20 protein-coding genes are annotated in these 21,355 nt (G+C 69.4%); 1 reads left to right on the plus strand and 19 read right to left on the minus strand.

Features of this window, described 5'->3' with window-relative positions:
• Positions 1 to 28: 28 nt before the first annotated feature.
• The 10 genes from AC5RW2_RS21730 to hisI all read right to left on the minus strand — a co-directional run bounded on the left by AC5RW2_RS21730 (position 29) and on the right by hisI (position 14,065).
• The gene (locus AC5RW2_RS21730; protein ID WP_494074533.1) at positions 29 to 1,489 is read right to left on the minus strand and encodes a glutamate synthase subunit beta; all 1,461 of its coding nucleotides are present in this window, start codon (positions 1,487 to 1,489) and stop codon (positions 29 to 31) included.
• Positions 1,482 to 6,113, minus strand: coding sequence for a glutamate synthase large subunit (gene gltB, locus AC5RW2_RS21735; RefSeq protein WP_494074534.1), 4,632 nt, complete (start codon positions 6,111 to 6,113; stop codon positions 1,482 to 1,484). The genes AC5RW2_RS21730 and gltB overlap by 8 nt, the downstream gene beginning before the upstream one ends.
• A gap of 493 nt (positions 6,114 to 6,606) precedes the next feature.
• Positions 6,607 to 7,842 (minus strand): prolipoprotein diacylglyceryl transferase, encoded by a 1,236-nt coding sequence (gene lgt, locus AC5RW2_RS21740; RefSeq protein ID WP_494074535.1) that lies wholly within the window; start codon positions 7,840 to 7,842, stop codon positions 6,607 to 6,609.
• Between the two features lie 74 nt (positions 7,843 to 7,916).
• Positions 7,917 to 8,720: a tryptophan synthase subunit alpha gene (gene trpA / locus AC5RW2_RS21745; RefSeq protein WP_494074536.1), complete on the minus strand. Its 804-nt coding sequence runs from the start codon at positions 8,718 to 8,720 to the stop codon at positions 7,917 to 7,919.
• Positions 8,717 to 10,045, minus strand: coding sequence for a tryptophan synthase subunit beta (trpB, locus tag AC5RW2_RS21750; RefSeq protein WP_494025853.1), 1,329 nt, complete (start codon positions 10,043 to 10,045; stop codon positions 8,717 to 8,719). The genes trpA and trpB overlap by 4 nt, the downstream gene beginning before the upstream one ends.
• Before the next feature lie 90 nt (positions 10,046 to 10,135).
• Positions 10,136 to 10,954: an indole-3-glycerol phosphate synthase TrpC gene (trpC, locus tag AC5RW2_RS21755; protein ID WP_494074537.1), complete on the minus strand. Its 819-nt coding sequence runs from the start codon at positions 10,952 to 10,954 to the stop codon at positions 10,136 to 10,138.
• A 2-nt stretch (positions 10,955 to 10,956) separates the two neighbouring features.
• Positions 10,957 to 11,238 (minus strand): HGxxPAAW family protein, encoded by a 282-nt coding sequence (locus AC5RW2_RS21760; RefSeq protein WP_493999592.1) that lies wholly within the window; start codon positions 11,236 to 11,238, stop codon positions 10,957 to 10,959.
• Positions 11,239 to 11,358: 120 nt separating this feature from the next.
• Positions 11,359 to 12,003 (minus strand): Trp biosynthesis-associated membrane protein, encoded by a 645-nt coding sequence (locus tag AC5RW2_RS21765; protein WP_494013882.1) that lies wholly within the window; start codon positions 12,001 to 12,003, stop codon positions 11,359 to 11,361.
• Complete coding sequence (locus tag AC5RW2_RS21770; protein ID WP_494023172.1) at positions 12,000 to 13,571, minus strand: anthranilate synthase component I; 1,572 nt, start codon at positions 13,569 to 13,571, stop codon at positions 12,000 to 12,002. The genes AC5RW2_RS21765 and AC5RW2_RS21770 overlap by 4 nt, the downstream gene beginning before the upstream one ends.
• Before the next feature lie 53 nt (positions 13,572 to 13,624).
• Positions 13,625 to 14,065, minus strand: coding sequence for a phosphoribosyl-AMP cyclohydrolase (gene hisI / locus AC5RW2_RS21775; protein WP_494074538.1), 441 nt, complete (start codon positions 14,063 to 14,065; stop codon positions 13,625 to 13,627).
• 107 nt (positions 14,066 to 14,172) lie between these two features.
• Between hisI and AC5RW2_RS21780 the strand changes: the two genes are divergently transcribed.
• The gene (locus AC5RW2_RS21780; protein ID WP_493999588.1) at positions 14,173 to 14,817 is read left to right on the plus strand and encodes a TIGR03085 family metal-binding protein; all 645 of its coding nucleotides are present in this window, start codon (positions 14,173 to 14,175) and stop codon (positions 14,815 to 14,817) included.
• Positions 14,818 to 14,843: 26 nt separating this feature from the next.
• On the opposite strand, the gene hisF is transcribed toward AC5RW2_RS21780, so the two are convergent.
• The 9 genes from hisF to pnuC form a co-directional block, all read right to left on the minus strand.
• Positions 14,844 to 15,614 carry an imidazole glycerol phosphate synthase subunit HisF gene (hisF, locus tag AC5RW2_RS21785; RefSeq protein ID WP_493999587.1) on the minus strand — a complete coding sequence of 257 codons (771 nt, stop codon included), beginning with the start codon at positions 15,612 to 15,614 and terminating at the stop codon, positions 14,844 to 14,846.
• Between the two features lie 17 nt (positions 15,615 to 15,631).
• Complete coding sequence (gene hisG / locus AC5RW2_RS21790; RefSeq protein ID WP_493999586.1) at positions 15,632 to 16,477, minus strand: ATP phosphoribosyltransferase; 846 nt, start codon at positions 16,475 to 16,477, stop codon at positions 15,632 to 15,634.
• 98 nt (positions 16,478 to 16,575) lie between these two features.
• On the minus strand, positions 16,576 to 16,839 hold the full coding sequence (locus AC5RW2_RS21795; protein ID WP_493977843.1) for a phosphoribosyl-ATP diphosphatase: 264 nt from the start codon (positions 16,837 to 16,839) through the stop codon (positions 16,576 to 16,578).
• A gap of 147 nt (positions 16,840 to 16,986) precedes the next feature.
• Entirely contained in the window at positions 16,987 to 17,472 is a 486-nt protein-coding gene (ribH, locus tag AC5RW2_RS21800) for a 6,7-dimethyl-8-ribityllumazine synthase (protein ID WP_493999585.1), read from the minus strand.
• Between the two features lie 61 nt (positions 17,473 to 17,533).
• A complete protein-coding gene (gene ribA / locus AC5RW2_RS21805) occupies positions 17,534 to 18,184 on the minus strand; it encodes a GTP cyclohydrolase II (RefSeq protein ID WP_494023174.1) in 651 nt (216 codons plus the stop codon).
• Positions 18,174 to 18,848, minus strand: a complete 675-nt coding sequence (gene ribB, locus AC5RW2_RS21810; protein ID WP_493999583.1) for a 3,4-dihydroxy-2-butanone-4-phosphate synthase — start codon at positions 18,846 to 18,848, stop codon at positions 18,174 to 18,176. The genes ribA and ribB overlap by 11 nt, the downstream gene beginning before the upstream one ends.
• Positions 18,845 to 19,471: a riboflavin synthase gene (locus AC5RW2_RS21815; RefSeq protein ID WP_493999582.1), complete on the minus strand. Its 627-nt coding sequence runs from the start codon at positions 19,469 to 19,471 to the stop codon at positions 18,845 to 18,847. Before AC5RW2_RS21815 ends, ribB begins: the two co-directional genes overlap by 4 nt.
• Positions 19,472 to 20,560: a bifunctional diaminohydroxyphosphoribosylaminopyrimidine deaminase/5-amino-6-(5-phosphoribosylamino)uracil reductase RibD gene (gene ribD, locus AC5RW2_RS21820; RefSeq protein WP_494023175.1), complete on the minus strand. Its 1,089-nt coding sequence runs from the start codon at positions 20,558 to 20,560 to the stop codon at positions 19,472 to 19,474.
• Positions 20,560 to 21,270: a nicotinamide riboside transporter PnuC gene (pnuC, locus tag AC5RW2_RS21825; RefSeq protein ID WP_494074539.1), complete on the minus strand. Its 711-nt coding sequence runs from the start codon at positions 21,268 to 21,270 to the stop codon at positions 20,560 to 20,562. The genes ribD and pnuC overlap by 1 nt, the downstream gene beginning before the upstream one ends.
• Between the last annotated feature and the right edge of the window lie 85 nt (positions 21,271 to 21,355).

Raw genomic sequence — 21,355 nt, forward strand, 5'->3', positions numbered from 1 at the left:
ATGCGGCCATCGCGCAGGCGGGCCGCCGCTAGGGCAGCACCGCGATCGCACGGTCTTCCGGGGCCACCGGTGCCGGCAGCCGCGTGGTACCGGTCAACCACCGGTCGACGGCGGCGGCGCAGGCGCGCCCCTCGGCGATCGCCCACACGATCAAGGACTGTCCGCGCCCGGCGTCGCCGGCCACGAAGATGCCCTCGGCGCCGGTCATGTAGCCGCCGTCGCGGCCGACGTTCCCGCGCTCGTCGAAGGACGCGTTGACCTGCGCGTCGATCCCGGCATGCTCCGGACCGGTGAAGCCCAGGGACAGGAACACCAGGTCCGCCGGGATCTCCCGCTCCGTTCCCGGCTTGGGGACCCGCCTGCCGTCCACGAACTCGGTCTCGGCGACCTTCAGTGCGGTGAGCACGCCGTTCTCGCCCACGAACTCCACGGTGGAGGCGAGGTAGGTCCGCTCGCCGCCTTCCTCGTGAGCGCTGGCCACTTCGAACAGCGTGGGGAACGTCGGCCACGGCTGGTGCGAAGCACGCTGGGCCGGCGGCTGCTTGCCGATGGCCAGGGTGGTGACCGAGGCCGCCTGCTGCCGGTGCGCGGTGCCGAGGCAGTCCGCGCCGGTGTCGCCGCCGCCCAGGATCACCACGTGCTTGCCCCGGGCGTCGATCTGGTCCGGGACCGCCTCGCCGGCCACTACCCGGTTGGCCTGCACCAGGTAGTCCATGGCGAAGTGCACGCCGGACAGCCCGCGCCCGGGGATCGGCAGGTCCCGTGGCACGGTGGCACCGGTCGCGATCACCACGGCGTCGTAGCGGCGGCGCAGCTGATCCCAGCTGATGTCCTTGCCCGCCTCGATGCCGGTGCGGAACCGCGTGCCCTCGGCCCGCATCTGCTCCAGCCGGCGGTCCAGGTAGTGCTTCTCCATCTTGAAGTCGGGAATGCCGTAACGCAGCAAACCGCCTACCTTGTCGTCGCGCTCGTACACCGCCACGGTGTGGCCGGCCCGCGTCAGCTGCTGCGCCGTGGCCAGCCCCGCGGGGCCGGACCCGACGATGGCGATCGTGTGACCGGTCAGCCGCTCCGGCGCGTGCGGAGTCACCCAGCCCTGGTCGAAGGCTTCCTCGATGACGGAGACTTCCACCTGCTTGATGGTCACCGCCGGCTGGTTGATGCCCAGCACGCAGGCCGCCTCGCACGGCGCCGGGCACAGCCGGCCGGTGAATTCGGGGAAGTTGTTGGTGGCGTGCAGCCGCTCGATCGCTTCCTGGTCCTTGCCGCGCCAGGTCAGGTCATTCCACTCCGGGATCAGGTTTGCCAGCGGACAGCCCTGGTGGCAGAACGGGATGCCGCAGTCCATGCAGCGGCCGGCCTGGCTGCGGAGCACGCCCTTTTCCTGCGCCTCGTAGACTTCCTTCCAGTCCATGATCCGCACGGGAACAGGACGGCGGGGCTGGGTCTGGCGATCTCGAACTTTCATAAATCCGCGTGGGTCAGCCACCGGTTACCTCCAGGATTCGGGTCCAGACAACGTCGCCGTCGGGGTCGAGCCCTTCGGCTTCGGCGTTCGCCCGGGCTTGCAGCACCGCCGCGTAGTCGCGCGGCAGCACCTTCGTGATGCGGGCCAGGGTCCCTTCGAGGTCCTCGAGCAGGCGCCCGGCGAGCCGGGAACCGGTCTCCTCCGCATGTTTCTTCAAAAGGGTGGCGATGGTCCCTTCGTCCGCCGGGTCCGGGCGCAGCAGCTGCAATTCGCCGGTGCCGGTGCTCTGGGTGTTCAGCATGCCGGGGTCCAGGTCCAGCACGTAGGCCACGCCGCCGGACATGCCGGCGCCGAAATTGCGGCCGGTCCGGCCCAGGACCAGGGCCAGTCCCCCGGTCATGTACTCGCAGCCGTGGTCGCCGATTCCTTCGACGACGGCGGTGGCGCCCGAGTTCCGGACCAGGAACCGCTCGCCCACCTGGCCGCGCAGGAACATCTCGCCGCTGGTGGCGCCGTAACCGATGACGTTGCCCGCAATCACGTTGCGTTCGGACGCGAACGTGTTGGCCCGGTCCGGCCGGACGATAATCCGTCCGCCGGAGAGCCCCTTGCCGACGTAGTCGTTCGAGTCGCCGAGCAGCCGCAGGGTGATGCCGGCGGGCAGGAAGGCGCCCAGCGACTGCCCGGCCTGTCCGGTCAGCGTCACGTCGATGGTGTCGTCCGCCAGGGTTTCGATGCCGAAACGCCTGGTCACTTCGTGGCCGAGCATTGTGCCCACAGCCCGGTCGGTGTTGATCACGTCCAGGCTGATCCGCACCGGTTCGCGGTTGGTCAGCGCGTCCGAGCTCATGGCGATCAGCTGGTTGTCGAAGTGCTTGTCCAGTTCGTGGTTCTGCGTGGTCATGTTGCGCAGCGGGATGTCGGAATCGGTGCCGTAGCCGCGCAGGATCGGTGACAGGTCCAGGCCGTCGGCCTTCCAGTGGTCGAGTGCTTCGCGGGTGTCCAGCAGCTCCGCGTGGCCGATAGCCTCGGCCAGGCTGCGGAAGCCCAGTCCGGCCAGCAGTTCGCGCACTTCCTCCGCAATGAACTCGAAGAAGTTCACCACGAACTCGGGCTTGCCGGTGAACCGGCGGCGGAGTTCCGGGTTCTGCGTGGCAACCCCCACGGGGCAGGTGTCCAAGTGGCAGACGCGCATCATGATGCAGCCGGAGACCACCAGCGGCGCCGTCGCGAAGCCGAACTCCTCGCCGCCCAGCAGCGCCGCGATCACCACGTCGCGGCCGCTCTTCAGTTGCCCGTCCACCTGCACGACCACCCGGTCCCGCAGGCCGTTGAGCATCAGCGTCTGTTGCGTCTCGGCCAGCCCCAGTTCCCAGGGCGCTCCCGCATGTTTGAGCGAGTTCAGCGGGCTCGCCCCGGTGCCGCCGTCATGCCCCGAGACGAGGACGACGTCGGCCTTCGCCTTGGTCACGCCGGCCGCCACGGTGCCGATCCCGACTTCGGACACCAGCTTCACATGCACGCGCGCCGAGGGGTTGGAGCGCTTCAGGTCGTAGATCAGCTGCGCCAGGTCCTCGATCGAGTAGATGTCGTGGTGCGGCGGCGGAGAGATCAGGCCCACGCCCGGTGTCGAATGCCGGGTCCGGGCCACCCACGGGTAGACCTTCTGGCTCATCAGTTGACCGCCCTCGCCGGGCTTGGCTCCCTGGGCCATTTTGATCTGGAGGTCCTCCGCGTTGGTCAGGTACAGGCTGGTGACGCCGAACCGGCCGGAGGCCACCTGCTTGATCGCCGAACGGCGCTCCGGGTCCAGCAGCCGGTCCACGTCCTCGCCGCCCTCGCCGGTATTCGATTTCCCGCCCAGCCGGTTCATGGCGATGGCGAGCGTTTCGTGCGCCTCCTGCGAGATGGAGCCGTAGCTCATGGCCCCCGTGGAGAAACGCTTGACGATGCTGGAGACCGGTTCGACCTCCTCCAGCGGCACGGGCGGGCGGGCGCCGGCCTTGAACTTCAACAGGCCGCGGAGCGTCATCAGGTCCTTCGCCTGGTCGTCCACGCCGCGGGTGTACGCCTTGAACACGTCGTAGCGCCGTTCACGGGTGGCATGCTGCAGCCGGAACACCGTCTCCGGGTTGAACAGGTGCGGCGGTCCTTCGCGGCGCCACTGATACTCGCCGCCGTTCTCGAGCGACCGGTGGGGGTCTTCGATCCCGTCGGCGGGGTAGGCCTGGGCGTGACGCGCCGCGGCCTCGGCGGCGATGACGTCCAGGCCCACGCCGCCGAGCTGCGACTGGGTGCCGGCAAAGTACTGGTCGACCAGGGATTGGGCGAGCCCGATCGCTTCGAACGTCTGGGCACCGCAGTAGGAGGGGACGGTGGAAATGCCCATCTTGGACATAATCTTCAACACGCCCTTGCCCAGGCCCTTGATCAGGTTCTGCACGGCCTGGGCCGCGGTGACGCCCTGGAGGTCGCCGTTGCGCACCAGTTCCTCGCAGCTTTCCATCGCCAGATACGGATTGACGGCGGAAGCGCCGTACCCGATGAGGGCGGCCACGTGGTGAACCTCGCGCACGTCGCCGGCTTCCACCAGCAGCGAGATCTTGGTCCGGTTGGCGCTCTTGAGCAGGTGGTGGTGCACGGCGCTCGTCAGCAGCAGCGACGGGATGGGCGCCCATTGGGCATTCGAGTCCCGGTCCGAGAGCACGATGAACTTCACGCCGCGGTTGACGGCGCCGGAGACCTTTTCGCAGATTTCCTGCAGCCGGGCGGCCAACTCGGCGGCGCCGCCGTCGGGCCGGTAGAGGCCGCTCACCTTCAGCGCGAGGCGGCTGCCCTCCTCGTCTTCCATCGCGGCGATCTTGGCCAGTTCGTCGTTGTTGATCACGGGGAAGTTCAGCGCCACCTGGGTGGTGCGCACCTGGCCGGTCGCCAGCAGGTTGCCGTCGGGGCCGATCGACGAACGCAGCGAGGTCACGAGTTCTTCGCGGATGGCGTCCAGCGGAGGGTTGGTCACCTGGGCGAAGGACTGCACGAAGTAGTCGAACAGCAGCCGGGGGCGCTTGGACAACACCGCGATCGGGGTGTCGGTGCCCATGGCCCCCAGCGGTTCGGCGCCGGTGCGGGCCATTGGGCCCAGCAGGATCCGCAGCTCTTCCTGCGTATAGCCGAAGGTCCGCTGGCGGAGGTTGACCGACGCGGCGGTGTGCACCACGTGCTCGCGTTCCGGCAGGTCTTCCAGCCGGATCATGTTGTCCTTGAGCCATTCGCCCCACGGGTTGGCGGCCGCGACGTCGGCCTTGATCTCCTCGTCCTCGACCAGCCGGCCGGCCTCGGTATCCACCAAAAACATCTTCCCCGGTGAGACCCGGCCCTTCCTGACCACCGTGGCGGGATCGATGTTGACGACCCCGACCTCCGAGGCCAGCACGACCAACCCGTCCTCGGTGACCCAGTAGCGGGCCGGGCGCAGGCCGTTGCGGTCGAGCACGGCCCCAACGAGCCGGCCGTCGGTGAAGGAAACGGCCGCGGGGCCGTCCCACGGCTCCATCAGCATCGAGTGGTACTGGTAGAAGGCACGGCGCTCAGGGTCCATCGTGGCGTGGTTCTCCCACGCCTCCGGAATCATCATCATGATCGCTTGCGTAATCGGGCGGCCCGCGAGCATCAGCAATTCGGCGACTTCGTCAAAGGAGGCGGAGTCGGAGGCGCCGGGCGTGCAAATGGGGAACAGCTCTTCCGGCGTGTCGCCCAGCAGGGGGCCCTTCAGCTGCGACTGGCGGGCCCGCATCCAGTTGCGGTTGCCCTTGACCGTATTGATCTCGCCGTTGTGCGCGATGGTGCGGAACGGCTGGGCCAGCGGCCACGAGGGGAACGTGTTGGTGGAGAAGCGGGAGTGGACGATACCCAGTTTCGTCTTGAAGCGAGGGTCGGAGAGGTCCGGGTAGAAGGGTTCCAGCTGCGCGGTGGTCAGCATTCCCTTGTAGACGATGGTCTTGGACGACAGCGACGGGAAATACACTCCGAACTTGTTTTGGGCGCGCTTGCGGACGCGAAAAACGCGGGCATCCACATCGCTGCTGCCGGCAGCGGCCGGGTCGAGGCCCAGGAACACCTGGGCAAAGTGGGGCATGCAGGACCGCGCCATGGCGCCGACCAGTTCGGCCACCACCGGGACGTCGCGCCAGCCGAGGACTGTGAGGCCTTCGGAGGCGGCGATGGCCTCCACGCCGTCCCGCGCTACCGCCGCCTCAGACTCGTCGCTGGGCAGGAACGCGGTTCCGGCGGCATACCGGCCGGCCGCCGGCAGTTCGAAGCCCACCACCGCGCGGAAGAATTCATCGGGGATCTGGGTGAGCAACCCGGCGCCGTCGCCGGTTCCTTCGTCGGCGCCGACCGCGCCGCGGTGTTCCAGATTGCGCAGCGCCGTCAGCGCCGCGTCGACGATGTGGTGGCCCGGCCCGCCCCGCAGGGTGGCAATCACCGCCAGGCCGCAGGCGTCCTTTTCGTGGGCGGGGTCGTACAGACCGGTGTTTTCCGGGTAGGCGGCGAAACGACTGAACGGCGAGGGCACCGTGGTGTGCCGGCGTTCGTGTCCGCCGCCGAGGCTGCGCGGGGTACTCGACCCCTTGAACGGAGGAGTCATCTGAACTTCCTTCTCCTGGATGTAGGTGAGAAGGGGACGGCGCTGGCCCCGCCCGGGCCCGCTCGAGCAAGCAGGCCCGTGATCCATGGATTCTGTGGCCAGCTCACCCCGCACAGCGCATTCGGTGTCCAGGGGTCGGATGGGGGCCGCCAGGATGAACTGTGCGGTCGATCGGCCACGGCCGCCGGGACCGCACTGGGTGGTGCGCCTGTCCGGCGGAGAATCCACGTCAGTGTGGTCGGTACGCCGCATGCCTGCGCCCGGTTGGTGGTCCGGGAGGTGCGTACTGATGGTTCGGACCGACGGTGAGGGCGGACCGGCCGCGGAGCGAGTCTGTTCTGCGGTAGAGCGACGATAGCACGGCGGGGACCCCGCAACACAGGCTTTTCCGGTTTTTTACCGACCGCTTTTCGGATTGCCGGCGGCAGTCCGGAGCGCACGAAGCCGCCGGAACGTCAGATTGCTGCGTTCCGGCGGCTGCGCGGGGAAGAAACTAGTTCTGGCTGCGGTTGTTGTCCGCCCTGAGCGGGTCGTTCCCGGCCGCGGCATCGGCGGCTTTGGGGGCATTGGCCGCATCGGCGTGCTTGGCAGCATCCGCGGGCCTGGCGGCGGTCTCGGCTGCGGGCTTGGCCGCATCCGCGGGCTTGACGGCGGCCTCAACTGAAGGAGCTTCGTCCGCGGCAGGCTCCCCGGCCTTCTCGTCGGGCGTCCCGGCAGCGGTTTCGGCCTTCTCCCCCGCGATCACGGAGGATCCTGCCCCGCCGGCGCGGGGTCCGCCGTCGTGCTTGGAGGCGTTCTCCTGCCGAGCCGCGGCCTGCCCGGATTCGGCCTTCTCCCCCGCGACTGCCGAGGGCTCGCGGCCCGGCAGGTACAGGGAGTCGGTCTCCGCGGTCCTCGGACGGCGCGCCAGCACGATGAAGATCACGACGGCGGCGACCAGCAGCAGCAGCGACGTCCAGACGTTCAACCGCTGGGTGATGCCGAAGATCGTGATCATTTCGGCATCGTCGATGCGCAGCATTTCGATCCAGACCCGGCCGAGGGTGTAGAACGCGACGTACAGCCAGAACAGCATGCCGCGGCGGAACTTGAAGCGCCGGTCCAGGAGCAGCAGCAGCGCCACGCCCGCCAGGTTCCACAGGGACTCATAGAGGAAGGTGGGGTGGAACAGCGTGCCCGGTTCCGCGTCGGCCGGGAAGTTGGGGTTGTCGGCGTCGATCTCCAGGCCCCAGGGCAGCGTGGTGGGCGCGCCGAAGAGTTCCTGGTTAAACCAGTTGCCCCAGCGGCCGATCGCCTGTGCCAGCAGCACGCCGGGTGCGGCGGCGTCCATGAAGGCCGGCAGCTTGAAGCCGGCCCGGCGGCAGCCGATCCAGGCACCGACCAGGCCCAGTGCCACCGCTCCCCAGATTCCGAGCCCGCCGCGCCAGATCTGCGGGATCAGGCCGAGGTCGCCGTTCGGCCCGAAGTAGGCGTCGGGCGAGGAGAACACGTGGTAGAGACGGCCGCCGACGATGCCGAACGGGATGGCCCAGATGGCCACGTCCCAGATGAATTCTTCCGGCCCGCCGCGGGCCTTCCAACGGCGGTGGGTGAGCCAGATGGCCGCGACGATGCCCAGCAGGATGCACAGCGCGTACGCGTGGATGGTGAGCGGGCCGATGCTGAATCCGGACCAGCCGGGGCTGGGGATGGAGGCCGGTACGGCCGTTGCGATAGTCGTGCTGTACACCAGGTGAGTCCTCTTGGCCGAAAGTTGCGGGTCGGGCGCGGCCCGCGGCAAACCGCTGGCCACTGGTTATTCTGTCAGGCCCGGGCTGTGCCTTCGCTTAGCCGCGCCGCGAGCTTGCCCAGTGCCGGCACACCGGAGTTGCCGAGTTCGGCCACCAGCGCGGTGCCCACGATGGCGCCCTCGGCATACGCGCCGATCTCGCGCACGTGCTCCGGACTGGAGACGCCCAGGCCGACGCAGACCCGTTCGGCTCCGGCCTCGTGCGCCGACCGGACCACGCGCTCGGCGGCGCCGGAAACGCTCTCGCGGGCGCCGGTGACGCCCATGATCGACACCGCGTAGACAAAACCGCGGCTGGCCTTGACCGTCATCGCCATCCGCTCCGGGGAGGACGACGGGGCGACCAGGAACACGCGGTCCAGCCCGTACTTGTCCGAAGCCTCGAACCATTCGGCCGCCTCGTCCGGAATCAGGTCCGGGGTGATCAGCCCGGCGCCGCCGGCCTCGGCCAGCCGGCGGGAGAACTCGTCTACGCCCATCCGCAGCACCGGATTCCAGTACGTCATCACCAGCACGGCGGCGTCGCAGCGGGCGGTGATGCCGGCGACGATGTCGAACACGTGGCTGACCCGGAAGCCGTCCTTCAGCGCCTGCACGGTGGCGGCCTGGATGACGGCGCCGTCCATCACCGGGTCGGAGTACGGGATGCCGATCTCAATGACGTCGACGCCGTTCTCCGCCAGCGCGACGGCGGCGTCGATGGTGGTCTGGACGTCGGGGTAGCCGGCGGGCAGATAGCCGATCAGGGCGGTCCGGCCGTCGGCCAGGGCCCGGTCGATGGCCGCGGCCGATTTGCTGGTGGTGGCGGTATTGTTCACAGCTGCTCTCCTTCGGAGCCGATTTCGGCCTCGGGCGATTCGTCCGGCAGCAGGCCGAACCACTCCGCCGCGGTGGCGACGTCCTTGTCGCCCCGGCCGGAAAGATTCACGACGATGATGACGTCCTGCGGATGATCCTTGCCCTCGGTCAGGCGCTTGCCCACCCGCAGCGCCCCGGCCAGGGCGTGCGACGACTCGATGGCCGGGATGATGCCCTCGGTGCGGCAGAGCAGCCGGAAAGCGTCCATCGCCTCGCTGTCGGTGACCGGCTCGTAGCTGGCCCGGCCGATGTCCGACAGGTAGGAGTGCTCGGGCCCGACACCGGGATAGTCCAGCCCGGCCGAGATCGAATGCGACTCGATGGTCTGGCCGTCTTCGTCCTGCATGAGGTAGGAGCGCGCGCCGTGCAGCACGCCGGGCCGGCCCAGCGTGATGGTTGCGGCATGGCGGCCGGTGTCGACGCCGTCGCCGCCGGCCTCAAAGCCGTACAGCGCGACGTTCCGGTCGTCGAGGAAGCCGTGGAAGATGCCGATGGCGTTCGAGCCGCCCCCGATGCAGGCGCAGACGGCGTCCGGCAGCCGGCCGGTCTGGTCCAGGATCTGCGCGCGGGCTTCCTCGCCGATGACTTCGTGGAAATAGCGGACGAGCGCCGGGAAGGGGTGGGCGCCGGCGGCGGTGCCCAGCAGGTAGTGGGTGTTGTGCACATTGGCCACCCAGTCGCGCAGGGCCTCGTTGATGGCGTCCTTGAGCGTCTGCGACCCGGCGGTGACGGGAACGACGGTGGCTCCGAGCAGCTCCATCCGGGCCACATTGAGGGCCTGCCGGCGGGTGTCTTCGGCGCCCATGTAGACCACGCACTCCATGCCGAGCAGCGCGGCGGCGGTGGCGCTGGCGACGCCGTGCTGGCCGGCACCGGTCTCCGCAATGATCCGGGTCTTGCCCATCCGCTGGGCCAGCAGGGCCTGGCCCAGCACGTTGTTGATCTTGTGGGAGCCGGTATGGTTCAGGTCCTCGCGCTTGAGGAAGATGCGGGCGCCGCCGGCATGCCGGGAGAAGCGCTTGGCTTCGGTCAGCAGCGAGGGCCGGCCCGAATAGTTCTTGTTCAGCTCGGCGACCTGGGCGATGAACTCCGGGTCTGCCTTGGCCTTTTCGAAGGTGTCTTCCAGTTCGTCCAGCGCAGCAATCAGGGATTCCGGCATCCAGCGCCCGCCGAAGGCGCCGAAATAGGGGCCGGGGGCATGGCGGAGGCTGCCGCCGGCCAGGAAGGCATCGGCCGGTTCCTGGGTGTTTCCGGGCTCCGCCGGGGTATCGGGGCTCTGCGTCATGGCCGTCCTGTCTGTTACTGGAGGCAGGACGGCCAGCCGCAACCGGCCCTGCCTGCCCCTGGGGATTCTTAAGTTGTGTGGCGCGCGGGTTCAGCCGCGCGCGGCAATGGCCTCGGCGCCCGCCGCGCCGAATTCGGCCACGGCGGCTTCCGGGTCGCCCGTGATGACCAGCGCCTCGCCCACCAGGACGGCGTCGGCGCCCTGCGTGGCGTAGTCGCGCACGTCGTCCACTCCGCGGACTCCGGATTCGGCCACCACCACGGCGCCGGAGGGGATGCGGCCCGCCAATCCGGTGAACACCGAGCGGTCCACGTCCAGGGTCTTCAGGTTGCGGACGTTCACGCCGATTATGCGTGCGTCCACGGCGACGGCGCGGTCGATTTCTTCGGCGGTATGCGTCTCGACCAGGGCCTCCATGCCCAGTTCGTGGGTCAGTGCCAGCAGGGCCTTCAGCCGCTCGTCGTCCAGTGCGGCGACGATCAGCAGCACCAGGTCGGCGCCGTGGGCGCGTGCCTCGAAGATCTGGTATTCGTCGACGTTGAAGTCCTTGCGCAGCAGCGGAACGTCCACCGCGGCGCGCACCGCGTCGAAGTCGGCCAGCGAGCCGTTGAACCGGCGCTGCTCCGTCAACACGCTGATCACGGCGGCACCGCCGCGTTCGTAACCGGCGGCCAGTTCGGCGGGATCGGCGATGGACGCCAGGTCGCCTTTGGAGGGGCTCTTGCGCTTGACCTCGGCGATCACCTTGAGCGCGGTTCGCGGCGAATCGTTGCCGCCCAGGGCCGCGTAAGCATCACGCGGAGCCGGCGCGGCCGCGGCCAGCCGCTGGATCTGCGCCAACGGAACCTGGGCGCGCCGGGACTCGAGGTCTTCGCGGACTCCAACGATGATGTCGTCGAGAACGGTCACGTTCAGTGTCCGCTGCCCTGGATCTTGCTGCCGTCCACGCCGTAGCCGACCTTCTTCATGATCCAGCCGACGATCAGGCCAATGAACATGATTGCCACGCCGGCCCAGAAGACCGGGGACGAGGCCATGGCGAAGCCGATGCCTCCCACGATGGAGCCCAAGATCATGATGAGCACGCAGGTCCAGGCGGCGGGGCTGTTGCCGTGGCCGATGACCTCGTCGTGGATGCTGCCTGCCGGATCCGTCTTCATCGCGGTTTCGGTGGCGGTGGCCTGGTTGCCCATGGTGTATCTCCCTCTAAAAACGGTTCTGCTACTTCATTCTGCCATTGTTTGCGGGCCCGGCAGGCCAGTGTGACACGGCTGCCGGCGGCCCCGCTGCCTTGGTGCCGGGCGGCCGGCGGTTCAGTCGGTCGGGTCGTTGCCCCGGCTGAGCTGGTCCCAGCTGTCGATTTCATCCACGCTGCCGGCCCGGTCGGACGGCATGCCGTCGGCCTGCCGCTCGGTTGCCGGCACGTACTTCTTCGACGCGGCCCAGGAACGCCCGGCCGCCAGCAGCCAGACGGCCGTCAGCAACAGCAGGACACCGGCGGCGGCGCCCAGGTAAGGGAAGACCGTGATGCCGACGGCGGCCTCTCCCCCGATCTGCCCGGTCGCCTCCCCGATGGCCGCCGAAGCGGCCCCGGCCGGGTTGGCGATCACCGTAAGACTGGCGGCCGAGATGCCGATGCCGGCCGCGGCCAGCAGCACGGCGATCACGATGCGGGCGATCCGGCCGGCGATGGAAGCGGCCAAGGCGGCGGCCAGTGCCACCAGCGCCAGGGCCGTCACCGCGGTAGCGGCGTCGCTGCCGGGCACGCTCACGTCGGGGGTCTGCACCCGGGTCCCCGGGAACCGGGCCGTAAGCCAGGTTTGCGTCGTGGTGCCAAAGGCGGCCAGCGACATCACGACGGCGGCGAGCACCACGGTGCCCTTGCGCCGCCAACGCGCGGCGGCAGGCCGTGGCGCCGGTGCCGCGTCCCGGGCCGGGGAGGTGTTCTCTTCGCTCATTGCTGCCCCTTGACCGGTACGTGTGCCGGGTTGGCCGGGTGGAGCCGCGATGCCAGGGTTACTGCCCGCAGCGGCGCCGCCGCCTTGTTCACGGTCTCCAGCGCCTCGGCCTCCGGCTGGGAGTCGGCCACGATCCCGCCGCCGGACTGGACGTAGGCGACGCCGCCGCGCAGCAGCGCCGAGCGGATGGCGATGGCCATGTCCATGTCCCCGGCAAAGTCCAGGTAGCCCACCACGCCGCCGTAGATGCCGCGGCGGTGCGGTTCCAGTTCGTCCAACAGCCTCAGGGCGCGGGGTTTGGGCGCACCGGAGAGCGTGCCCGCCGGGAACGTCGCGGCCAGCACGTCGTAGGCGCTCTTGTCCGGCGACAGCCGGCCGACCACGGTGGAGACCAGATGCATGATGTGGCTGAATTTCTCCACCTCCATGAACTGCGTGACGTCGACGCTGCCGGGCGTGCAGACCTTGGAGATGTCGTTGCGGGCCAGGTCCACGAGCATCAGGTGCTCCGCGCGTTCCTTTTGGTCGGCCAGCAGCTCCTCGGCCAGTTCCTTGTCATGCTCTACGCTGTGCCCGCGGGGCCTGGATCCGGCGATCGGGTGGGTGATGACCTCGTCGCCGGTCAGCGTGACCAGTGCCTCCGGGGAGGACCCCACGATCGAGTAGCCCACGCCGTCGGCGTCTTCCAGGCTGAACAGGTACATGTAGGGGCTGGGGTTCAGGTTCCGCAGCACGCGGTAGACGTCGAGGGCCTCGGCCGAACATTCGGCCTCGAACCGGCGCGAGATCACCACCTGGAACACTTCGCCGTCGACGATTGCTTCCTTGCCGCGGTCCACGGCCGCCAAATACTTCTCCCGGGCCCAGCGGTGGGTCACGCTGTTCATCAGGTCGGCTGTTTCCAGGGCGGCGTCTTCCAGCACCGACACCTGCTGCGCGAGCGGTTCAGCGAGCTGCGCCAGCAGGTGTTTGGCGCGTTTCACGGCGTCCAGCCATGCCTCGTCCACGCGCTCGTCGCGGTTGTCGAAGTTGATGGCGTTGGCGATCAGCGTGACCGTGCCTTCGGCGTTGTCGTGCACGGCGAGGTCGGTGACAAGGTTCATGGCCAGTTCCGGCAGGTTCAGGTCGTCTTCCGGCGGGGACGTCAGCTTCTCCCAGTGCCGCACGGCCTCCCAGCCGACGAATCCCACCAGCCCGGACGTCAGCGGCGGGAGCGAGTCGAACCGTTCGGTCCGCAGCGCCTCCACCGTGCCGCGCAGGGCCTCCACCGGGTTGCCGGTGCGCGGCACGCCCACCGGCGGCTCCCCCAGCCAGTGCGCCTGCCCGTCCCTGGTCGTGAGCGTGGCGCGCGAGTTGGCACCGATGAAGGAATAGCGGGACCAGACTCCGCCGACGGCGGCCGACTCCAACAGGAAGGTTCCCGGCCGGGAATCGGCCAGCCTGCGGTAGATGGAAATGGGAGTCTGGTCATCGGCGAGCACCTTGATGGAGACCGGGATGACCCTGCGGTCGCGGGCAAGCGCGCGGAATTCCTCCAGGCTGGGGCTGATGACGCCAAGGTCCTGCATGCGTTATCTGTCTTTCGCTTCAGTGGCTGATACTGCGGTGGTCAGGGGCCGGTTCAGGTGCCGGATGCTCCTTGGTTGCCGTCCGGTTCGGCGCTGTGGCCGGCGACGGCGTCGAGGCCCCGGCCGTCAAAGCAGGTGCGGGTGCCGGTGTGGCAGGCGGCGCCGACCTGGTCTACCCGGACCAACAGGGCGTCGCCGTCGCAGTCCAGGGCCACCGACTTGACGAACTGCACGTGGCCGGAGGTGTCGCCCTTGCGCCAGTACTCCCGGCGCGAGCGCGAGTAGAAGGTCACGCGGCCGCTGGTCAAGGTGCGGTGCAGCGCCTCGTCGTCCATCCAGCCCAGCATCAGCACCTCGCCGGAGTCGAACTGCTGGACGATCGCGGCGACCAGGCCGGCGGAGTCGCGCTTGAGCCGGTCGGCGACGGCTGGGTCGAGGGCCGTTGCGCCGGCCCCGGACGGCACTGTTGTGGGGGAATCAGACTCGGAAGGCATCCCTACAAGTCTAGTGCCAAGTCCCGGAGGCTCCCGCCCGCGCCGGCGCGGGCGGACGTACACATTTATCGGCCCGCAAGCGCCTCCTTCGTGCTAGGTTCAGAGTGATGCATTACGTAAATCCGTCCCGTGAAGTCCTGGCCGAGACCTTGCTGGCTGCCGGGCCGGATTCACCCACCCTGTGCGAGGGGTGGAAGACCGCAGAACTGGCCGCCCATCTGTACATCCGTGAACATCGAGTGGGTGCCGCCCTCGGCCTGGCCTTCAAGCCGCTGGCCAGGGTTTCGGACGAGGCCACCCGCAAGGTGGCGGACACAGCGCGGGAACCGGCCGGCTACGCCAAGCTGGTGGAAGCCTTCCGCGCCGGCCCGCCGGCCTGGTCCCCGTTCAGGGTGCCGGCCGTGGACACGGTGGCCAACCTGGTGGAATTCTTCGTCCACACCGAAGACATCCGCCGGGCCACCGACCGCTGGGCGCCGCGGGCGCTGGACGAGGACTATTCGGCGGCACTGTGGGACGAACTGGTTAAGCGGGCGGCCTTGCTGTACCGGGGAGTGGACCTGGGCATCGTGCTCGTGCGTCCGGACGGCCCGCGGCACGTGGCCAAGCGGGCACCCGTCTCGGTGGCCATCGGCGGAGAACCGGGCGAACTGCTGATGCATGCGTCCGGCCGGACCAGGCATGCGCTGGTCACCTTCGAGGGCCAGGCCGATGCCGTGGCCCTGCTGGACAGCGCCGAAATCGGCCTCTGACCCTTCCGCTTCCCCGGCTCCGGGACTCACCGGACCGGGTAGCCCGCGTCCCGGATCGCCTGCTTGACCTGCGCGATGGCGTCGTCGGGCCCGAAATGGAAGACCGAGGCTGCCAGCACCGCGTCCGCCCCCGCGGCGACGGCCGGCGGGAAATGCGCGGGCTTGCCGGCGCCGCCAGAAGCAATCAGCGGGACCTTCACCGCCGCCCGTACCGCCCGGATCATCTCCAGGTCGAACCCGTCCTTCGTTCCGTCGGCATCGATGGAGTTGAGCAACAACTCCCCCACTCCCCGGTCGGCTGCCTCGCGGGCCCACTGCACCGCGTCGATCCCCGTGCCCTTGCGGCCGCCGTGCGTGGTGACTTCGAATCCGGAGGCCACCGAGGGGTCATCGGTCCGGCGGGCATCCAGCGAGAGCACCAGCACCTGGGAACCGAAATGGCGGGTAATTTCGTCGATCACATCGGGCCGGGCGACCGCTGCGGTGTTGATGGCGGCCTTGTCGGCCCCGAAGCGCAGCAGTTTGTCGACGTCGGCGACCTCGCGCACGCCGCCGCCCACGGTCAGCGGGATGAAGACTTCCTCCGCGGTGCGGGCCACGACGTCGAACGTCGTCTCGCGGTTGCCGGAGGAGGCGGTGACGTCCAGAAAGGTCAACTCGTCGGCTCCGGCACGGTCGTACCGGTGCGCCAGTTCCACCGGGTCACCGGCGTCGCGCAGGCCTTCGAAATTAATTCCCTTGACCACGCGTCCGGCGTCGACGTCCAGGCAGGGGATCACACGGATGGCAACAGTCATGGCTTACTCCGGGGCAGTCAGATGCGGCAGGCGTGGATGGTGCTGACCAGGATGGCCCGGGCACCGAGATCGTAGAGCTCGTCCATGATGCGGTTGGTCTGGGTGCGACGGACCATCGAGCGCACGGCCACCCAGCCGGTATCGCGCAGCGGCGAGATGGTCGGTGACTCCAGCCCCGGGGTCAGCGCCGCGGCGGCGTCCACGAGGTCCTTGCGGATGTCGTAGTCCATCATGACGTACTCGCGGGCAACAATCACGCCGCGCAGCCGGCGCATCAGCACGTCCAGCCCGTTGGCCGGGGTCTCCCCCGCGCGGCCGATCAGCACGGCCTCGGACTTCAGGATGGGGTCCCCGAAGATTTCCATCCCGGCGGCCCGGAGCGTGTTGCCGGTCTCCACGACGTCTGCAATCGCGTCGGCAACGCCGAGGCGCACGGAGGACTCCACCGCGCCGTCCAGCCGGACGACGGAGGCGTCGATCCCGTGCTCGGCCAGGTAGCTGCGCAGCAGCCCGTCATAGCTGGTGGCCAGGCGCTTGCCGTTCAGTTGCGCGGCACTGGTGAACTCGCCGAGCGGACCGGCGAACCGGAACGTGGACGCCGCGAAGCCGAGGTTCATCAGCTCGACAGCGTCCACCTGTGCGTCCAAAAACAGGTCACGTCCGGTGATCCCGACGTCAAGGGTGCCGGAGCCTACGTAGACGGCGATGTCGCGCGGGCGGAGGAAGAAAAACTCAATGTCGTTGTCGGCATCGGTCATGACCAGTTCGCGGCTGTCGCGGCGCTGGAGGTAGCCGGCCTCGCCCAGCATGGCGGAGGCGGCTTCGGACAGGGAACCTTTGTTGGGAACAGCTACACGCAGCATGTGGGGGTCTTTCTGGGATCGTCTCGGCCGCAGCAGGGCCTCGCAAGTGTGGAATAGGCCTGGGTCTGGGCGGGGCGCCGCGCAGGGGCGGCGTCCCGCTACAGATGCTTGTAGACGTCTTCCAGCCGCAGGCCCTTGGCGATCATCAGGACCTGCAGGTGGTAGAGGAGCTGGGAGATTTCCTCGGCGGCGGCTTCGTCGGATTCGTGTTCGGCTGCCATCCAGACTTCGGCGGCCTCTTCGACGACCTTCTTCCCGATTCCGTGGATGCCGGAATCCAGCTCGGCTACCGTACGGGAGCCCTCCGGGCGCTGCTGCGCCTTTTCGCTCAGTTCCGCAAACAGGGATTCGAAGGATTTCACGCCCTTTAGACTACGTCAGGAGCGCGTGGGGGCGGCAAACCGCCGTTCCCATTGTGACGAATGCCTCCGGCGCCGCGCGGCGATCCGTTTCAGATGCGGCGCCGCGCGACGGTCCGCTTCGGACGCCGCGCCGCGCCGCGGCCCGCCTTAGACGCCGAGGCCTCGGAGCGTGGCCGCGGTCGCCAGTGCGGCGGTCACCGCTTCGTGGCCCTTGTCCTCGCTGGAGCCCGCCAGGCCGGCGCGGTCCAGGCCTTGCTGCTCGGTGTCGCAGGTAAGCACCCCGAATCCCACCGGGGTGCCGGTCTGCACGCTGACGCTGGTCAGGCCCTCGGTGGCGGCCTGGCAGACGTACTCGAAGTGCGGCGTCCCGCCGCGAATCACGACGCCGAGCGCCACCACGGCGTCATAGTGGGGCGCCAGCCGGGCGGCGGCGACGGGCAGCTCGAAAGCCCCGGGCACCCGGACCAGGGCCGGTTCCCCGATGCCCGCCTCGGTTGCCGCCCGCAGCGCGCCGTCGACCAGCCCGTCCATGATCTCGGTGTGCCAACTGGCGGCGACTATGGCGAGCTTTAGCGCGCCGGTCTCCGCCTGCAGGCCGGTGATGTCGATGGTGGGTGCTCCGTGTCCGCTCATGTTCTTCCTTCGTGAAACTCTCGTCGGTGGTTAACTGTGGTTGCCGTGCCGGGCGCAGGCGTCAGCTCTGCTGCACGGGCGTTGTCTGCAGGACGGCCAGCCGGTGGTCCATCCGGTCCCGCTTGGTCTCCAGGTAGCGGCGGTTCTGCTCCCGGAAGGGAACCTCCGCGGCCACCATCTCGACCACATCGATGCCCAGCGCCGCCAGCATGCTGCTCTTGGCAGGATTGTTGCTCAGCAGCCGGATGGCGCCGATGCCCATCGCCCGCAGGATGGCGGCGGCGGCGGAGTAGTCCCGCGCGTCCACGGGCAGGCCCAGCTGCTCGTTGGCCTCCACCGTATCGGCGCCGGCTTCCTGCAGCGCGTAGGCCCGCATCTTGTTGGCCAGCCCGATGCCGCGCCCCTCCTGCCCGCGCAGGTACAGGACCGTCCCGCCGTGCTCTCCGATCATGGCCAGCGCCTGCTCCAATTGCTCGCCGCAGTCGCAGCGGTAGGAGGCGAACACGTCGCCGGTCAGGCATTCGGAGTGCAGCCGGACCAGAGGTTCGGCCGCCGGACTGACCTGCGAGGTGATGCTCAGGTGCTCCACGCCGGTGGCGGCATCGGTCCACGCCTGGGCGGTGAAGCTGCCGAAGGCCGTGGGCAGCTGGACCGCGGGCCCGCACTCGACCGTGGCGGCCGGAGTCTTTTCGCGGATGTCCTTACCGTCCATGGTTCGCCGCCTTCGGCAGGCCGGCGGTGTCCGCGTTCCCGGCCAGGTGGTTCGCGAGGTCCTCGATCGAAACCAGCGGGCAGCCGTGCTCGTCGGCAAAGGCGCGCAGCGCCGGCAGGCGCATCATGTCCCCTTCATCGTGCACCAGTTCCGCGATGACGCCCACCGGCGCACGCCCGCCCAGCCGGCACAGGTCCACGGCGGCTTCGGTGTGTCCGCGCCGCGCGAGCACGCCGCCGTCGACCGCCCGCAGCGGGAAGACATGCCCGGGCCGGGTCAGGTCGGCGGCAGTGCTGTCCGCCGCCGCCAGCACCACGGCGGTGCGCGCACGGTCGGCGGAACTGATGCCGGTGGTCACGCCGTCGGCCGCGTCGCAGGAAACCGTGTAGGCCGTTCCCTTGGCATCCTGGTTGACTTCGACCATAGGCGGCAGCCCCAGTTCGTCGGCCCGCGCCGCCGGCAGTGGCACGCAGATGACGCCCGAGGTATAGCGGATGGTCCAGCCCATCAGTTCGGGGGTCGCGGCGTCGGCGGCGAAGATGATGTCGCCTTCGTTTTCCCGGTCCTCGTCATCAACGACGACGACGGGGCGGCCGGCGGCGACCGCCGCCACAGCGGCTTCGATCGTGTCGAGCGCGATCCGCGGCTCCACCGCGGCGCTCATGCCCTGGCTCCGGTGGTGAAGGCCAGGAGCCGTTCGGCGTACTTGGCGAGGACGTCCACTTCCAGGTTGACGCTGTCGCCGGGTTGTTTCGCGCCCAGGCCGGTGTCGGCCAGCGTGGTGGGAATCAGGCCGACTTCGAAGAACTGCGTCGCGGCACCGGCATCGCTGACGTTCGTGACCGTCAGCGAGACGCCGTCGACGGCGATGGAGCCCTTCTCCGCGATGTAACGGGCCAGCTCCACGGGAACGGTGAAGCGCAGCCGCTCCCAGTCGCCCAGGTCCTCGCGTTCGGCCAGCGTGCCGACACCGTCCACGTGCCCCTGAACCACATGTCCGTCCAGCCGTCCGCCGGCCGGGACGCAGCGTTCCAGGTTGACCGGCTGCCCCGGACGGAGCGAACCGGTGGTGGTGCGTGTGAGGGTCTCCCCCATCACGTCCACGCTGACCCGGCTGCCGTCCAGCGCGACTGCGGTCAGGCACACGCCGTTGACGGCGATCGACCCGCCGAGCCCGAGCCCGGCAGCCGTTTCGGGTGCGGTGAAGGTCAGCACTGCGCTGTCAGTGGCCGGACTCAGGTCCAGCGATTCAACGCGCCCTTGTTCCGCGATGATTCCGGTAAACATTCATTTGCCTTTCTGAGTGCCGTGGGACGGCAGGGGTTCCAGGTGCAGGCGCAGGTCCGCGCCCAGGATTCGGGTGCTGCCGCCGGCCGTGTCCCAACGCCAGCGGCCGGCCTCGGACAGCGTCCCGATGCCGAGGTCGGCCACCGCACGGGTGCCGGCGCCGAGCATCAGGGGTGCCAGGTAGAGCACGAGTTCGTCGACCAGGTCGGCGCGAAGGAAAGCCGAGGCGACGGTCGCTCCGCCCTCGATCATCGCGTGGCCGATGCCGCGCCGTGCCAGTTCGGCCAGGACTTCGGCCGGGTCGTGGGTGGCCAGTTGCAGGAAGCGGCCATCGGTGCCGCGGACCGCGGCGTCTGCCGCGACCTTTCGGCGCCCCATCACCACGCGCAGCGGCTGGCCCGGAGTTTCGTGTCCGGCCCGGTCGCGGGCGGTGAGCCTCGGGTTGTCGGCCGCGATGGTTCCGTTGCCGGCGATGATGGCGTCCGCGCGGGCGCGGATGCCGTGGCTGTCCGCCCGCGCCTCTTCCCCGGTGATCCATTGGCTGGTGCCGTCTGCCGCGGCAATCAGGCCGTCCACGGTCTGCGCGACGTGCAGGGTGGTGAACGGCCGCGCTTCCCGCCGGGCCTCGAACCAGCGATGGTTCAGGTCCAGCGCCTGCTCCCGCAGCAGTCCCGTACGCACGGCGACGCCGGCCTCGGCCAGCCGCTGCGCCCCGCCGGCGGCCGCCTCGGTGGGGTCGGCCGTGGCGTAGACCAGCGAGCCGATGCCCGCGTCCAGGATGGCGCCGGAACAGGGGCCGGTGCGGCCGCGGTGGTTGCACGGCTCCAGGGTCACCAGCATGGTGCAGTCCGCCAGGTCCGCGGCGCGCTCCGGGGACACGTTCGCCAGCGCATCGACTTCGGCGTGGGGTGTGCCGGCGCCCCGGTGGTAACCGATGCTGACCACCTCGCCCCGCGGGTCGATGATGGCGGCGCCCACGAGGGGGTTTGCTCCGCGCACGCCCTGCCGCGCGGCATCCAGCGCAAACTCCATGGCGCGCTGCTCGGCCGGCGCGAAATCCCTGGCCGTGCCGACTGCCGCCTGGCCCATCACGCATGCACCTGCTCGCCGGCCGGGCGCCCGATGCGCGGATCGGGATGCAGGGTTTCGACGCCGGGCTTGGCCTGCGCGTTGGCCCGCCACCAGACGAAGAATCCAACCAGCGTGAAGCCTCCGTAGAAGAGGTACATAAAGGCGCTGGCGTAGTAGCCGGCGCTAAACAGCAGCGGCACGCCCACAATGTCGACCGCCACCCAGATCAGCCAGAACTCGACCCAGCCGCGTGCCATGCCGTAGGTGGCCAGCAATGAACCGACGAAGGTCCAGGCATCGGCCCAGACCGGCTCGTAGGAGCCGAGGGCCGCGAAGACCGGGGTCAGGGCGACGGTGCCCAGGAGCAAGGCGGCGACCAGGCCCAGGCGCGCCTTGCCGCCGGCCCACTGCGGGGTGATGGCGTGGCCCTCGCCGCTGCGTGCGGAGCGCCAACGCCTCCAGCCGTAGACGGCTACGGCGATGAACATGACCTGCCGGCCGGCCTGGCCCAGGAGGTTGGCGGTATTGGCGGAGCCGAAGAGCGACCCGAGGAAAACGGTCAGCAGCAGCACGTTGCCGATGATGCCGACGGGCCAGGCCCACACCTTCCGGCGCATTCCGCCGAGCGCGCTGAGCAGGCCGAAGACGTTGCCCAGAACTTCGCGCAGCAGTAGAGCGCTGCCGGCTACGGGAATCTGGGCTTCAAAGAGCCACCGCAGAAAATCCATGCCGTTCCTTTCGAGCCGCGGCGGCTCCGGGGAACGACAGAGCGGAAGGTCCGGGGTCTCCGGGCCGCGGTCATCGACCGTACCC

Source organism: Arthrobacter sp. B0316-1-20, assembly GCF_059091865.1.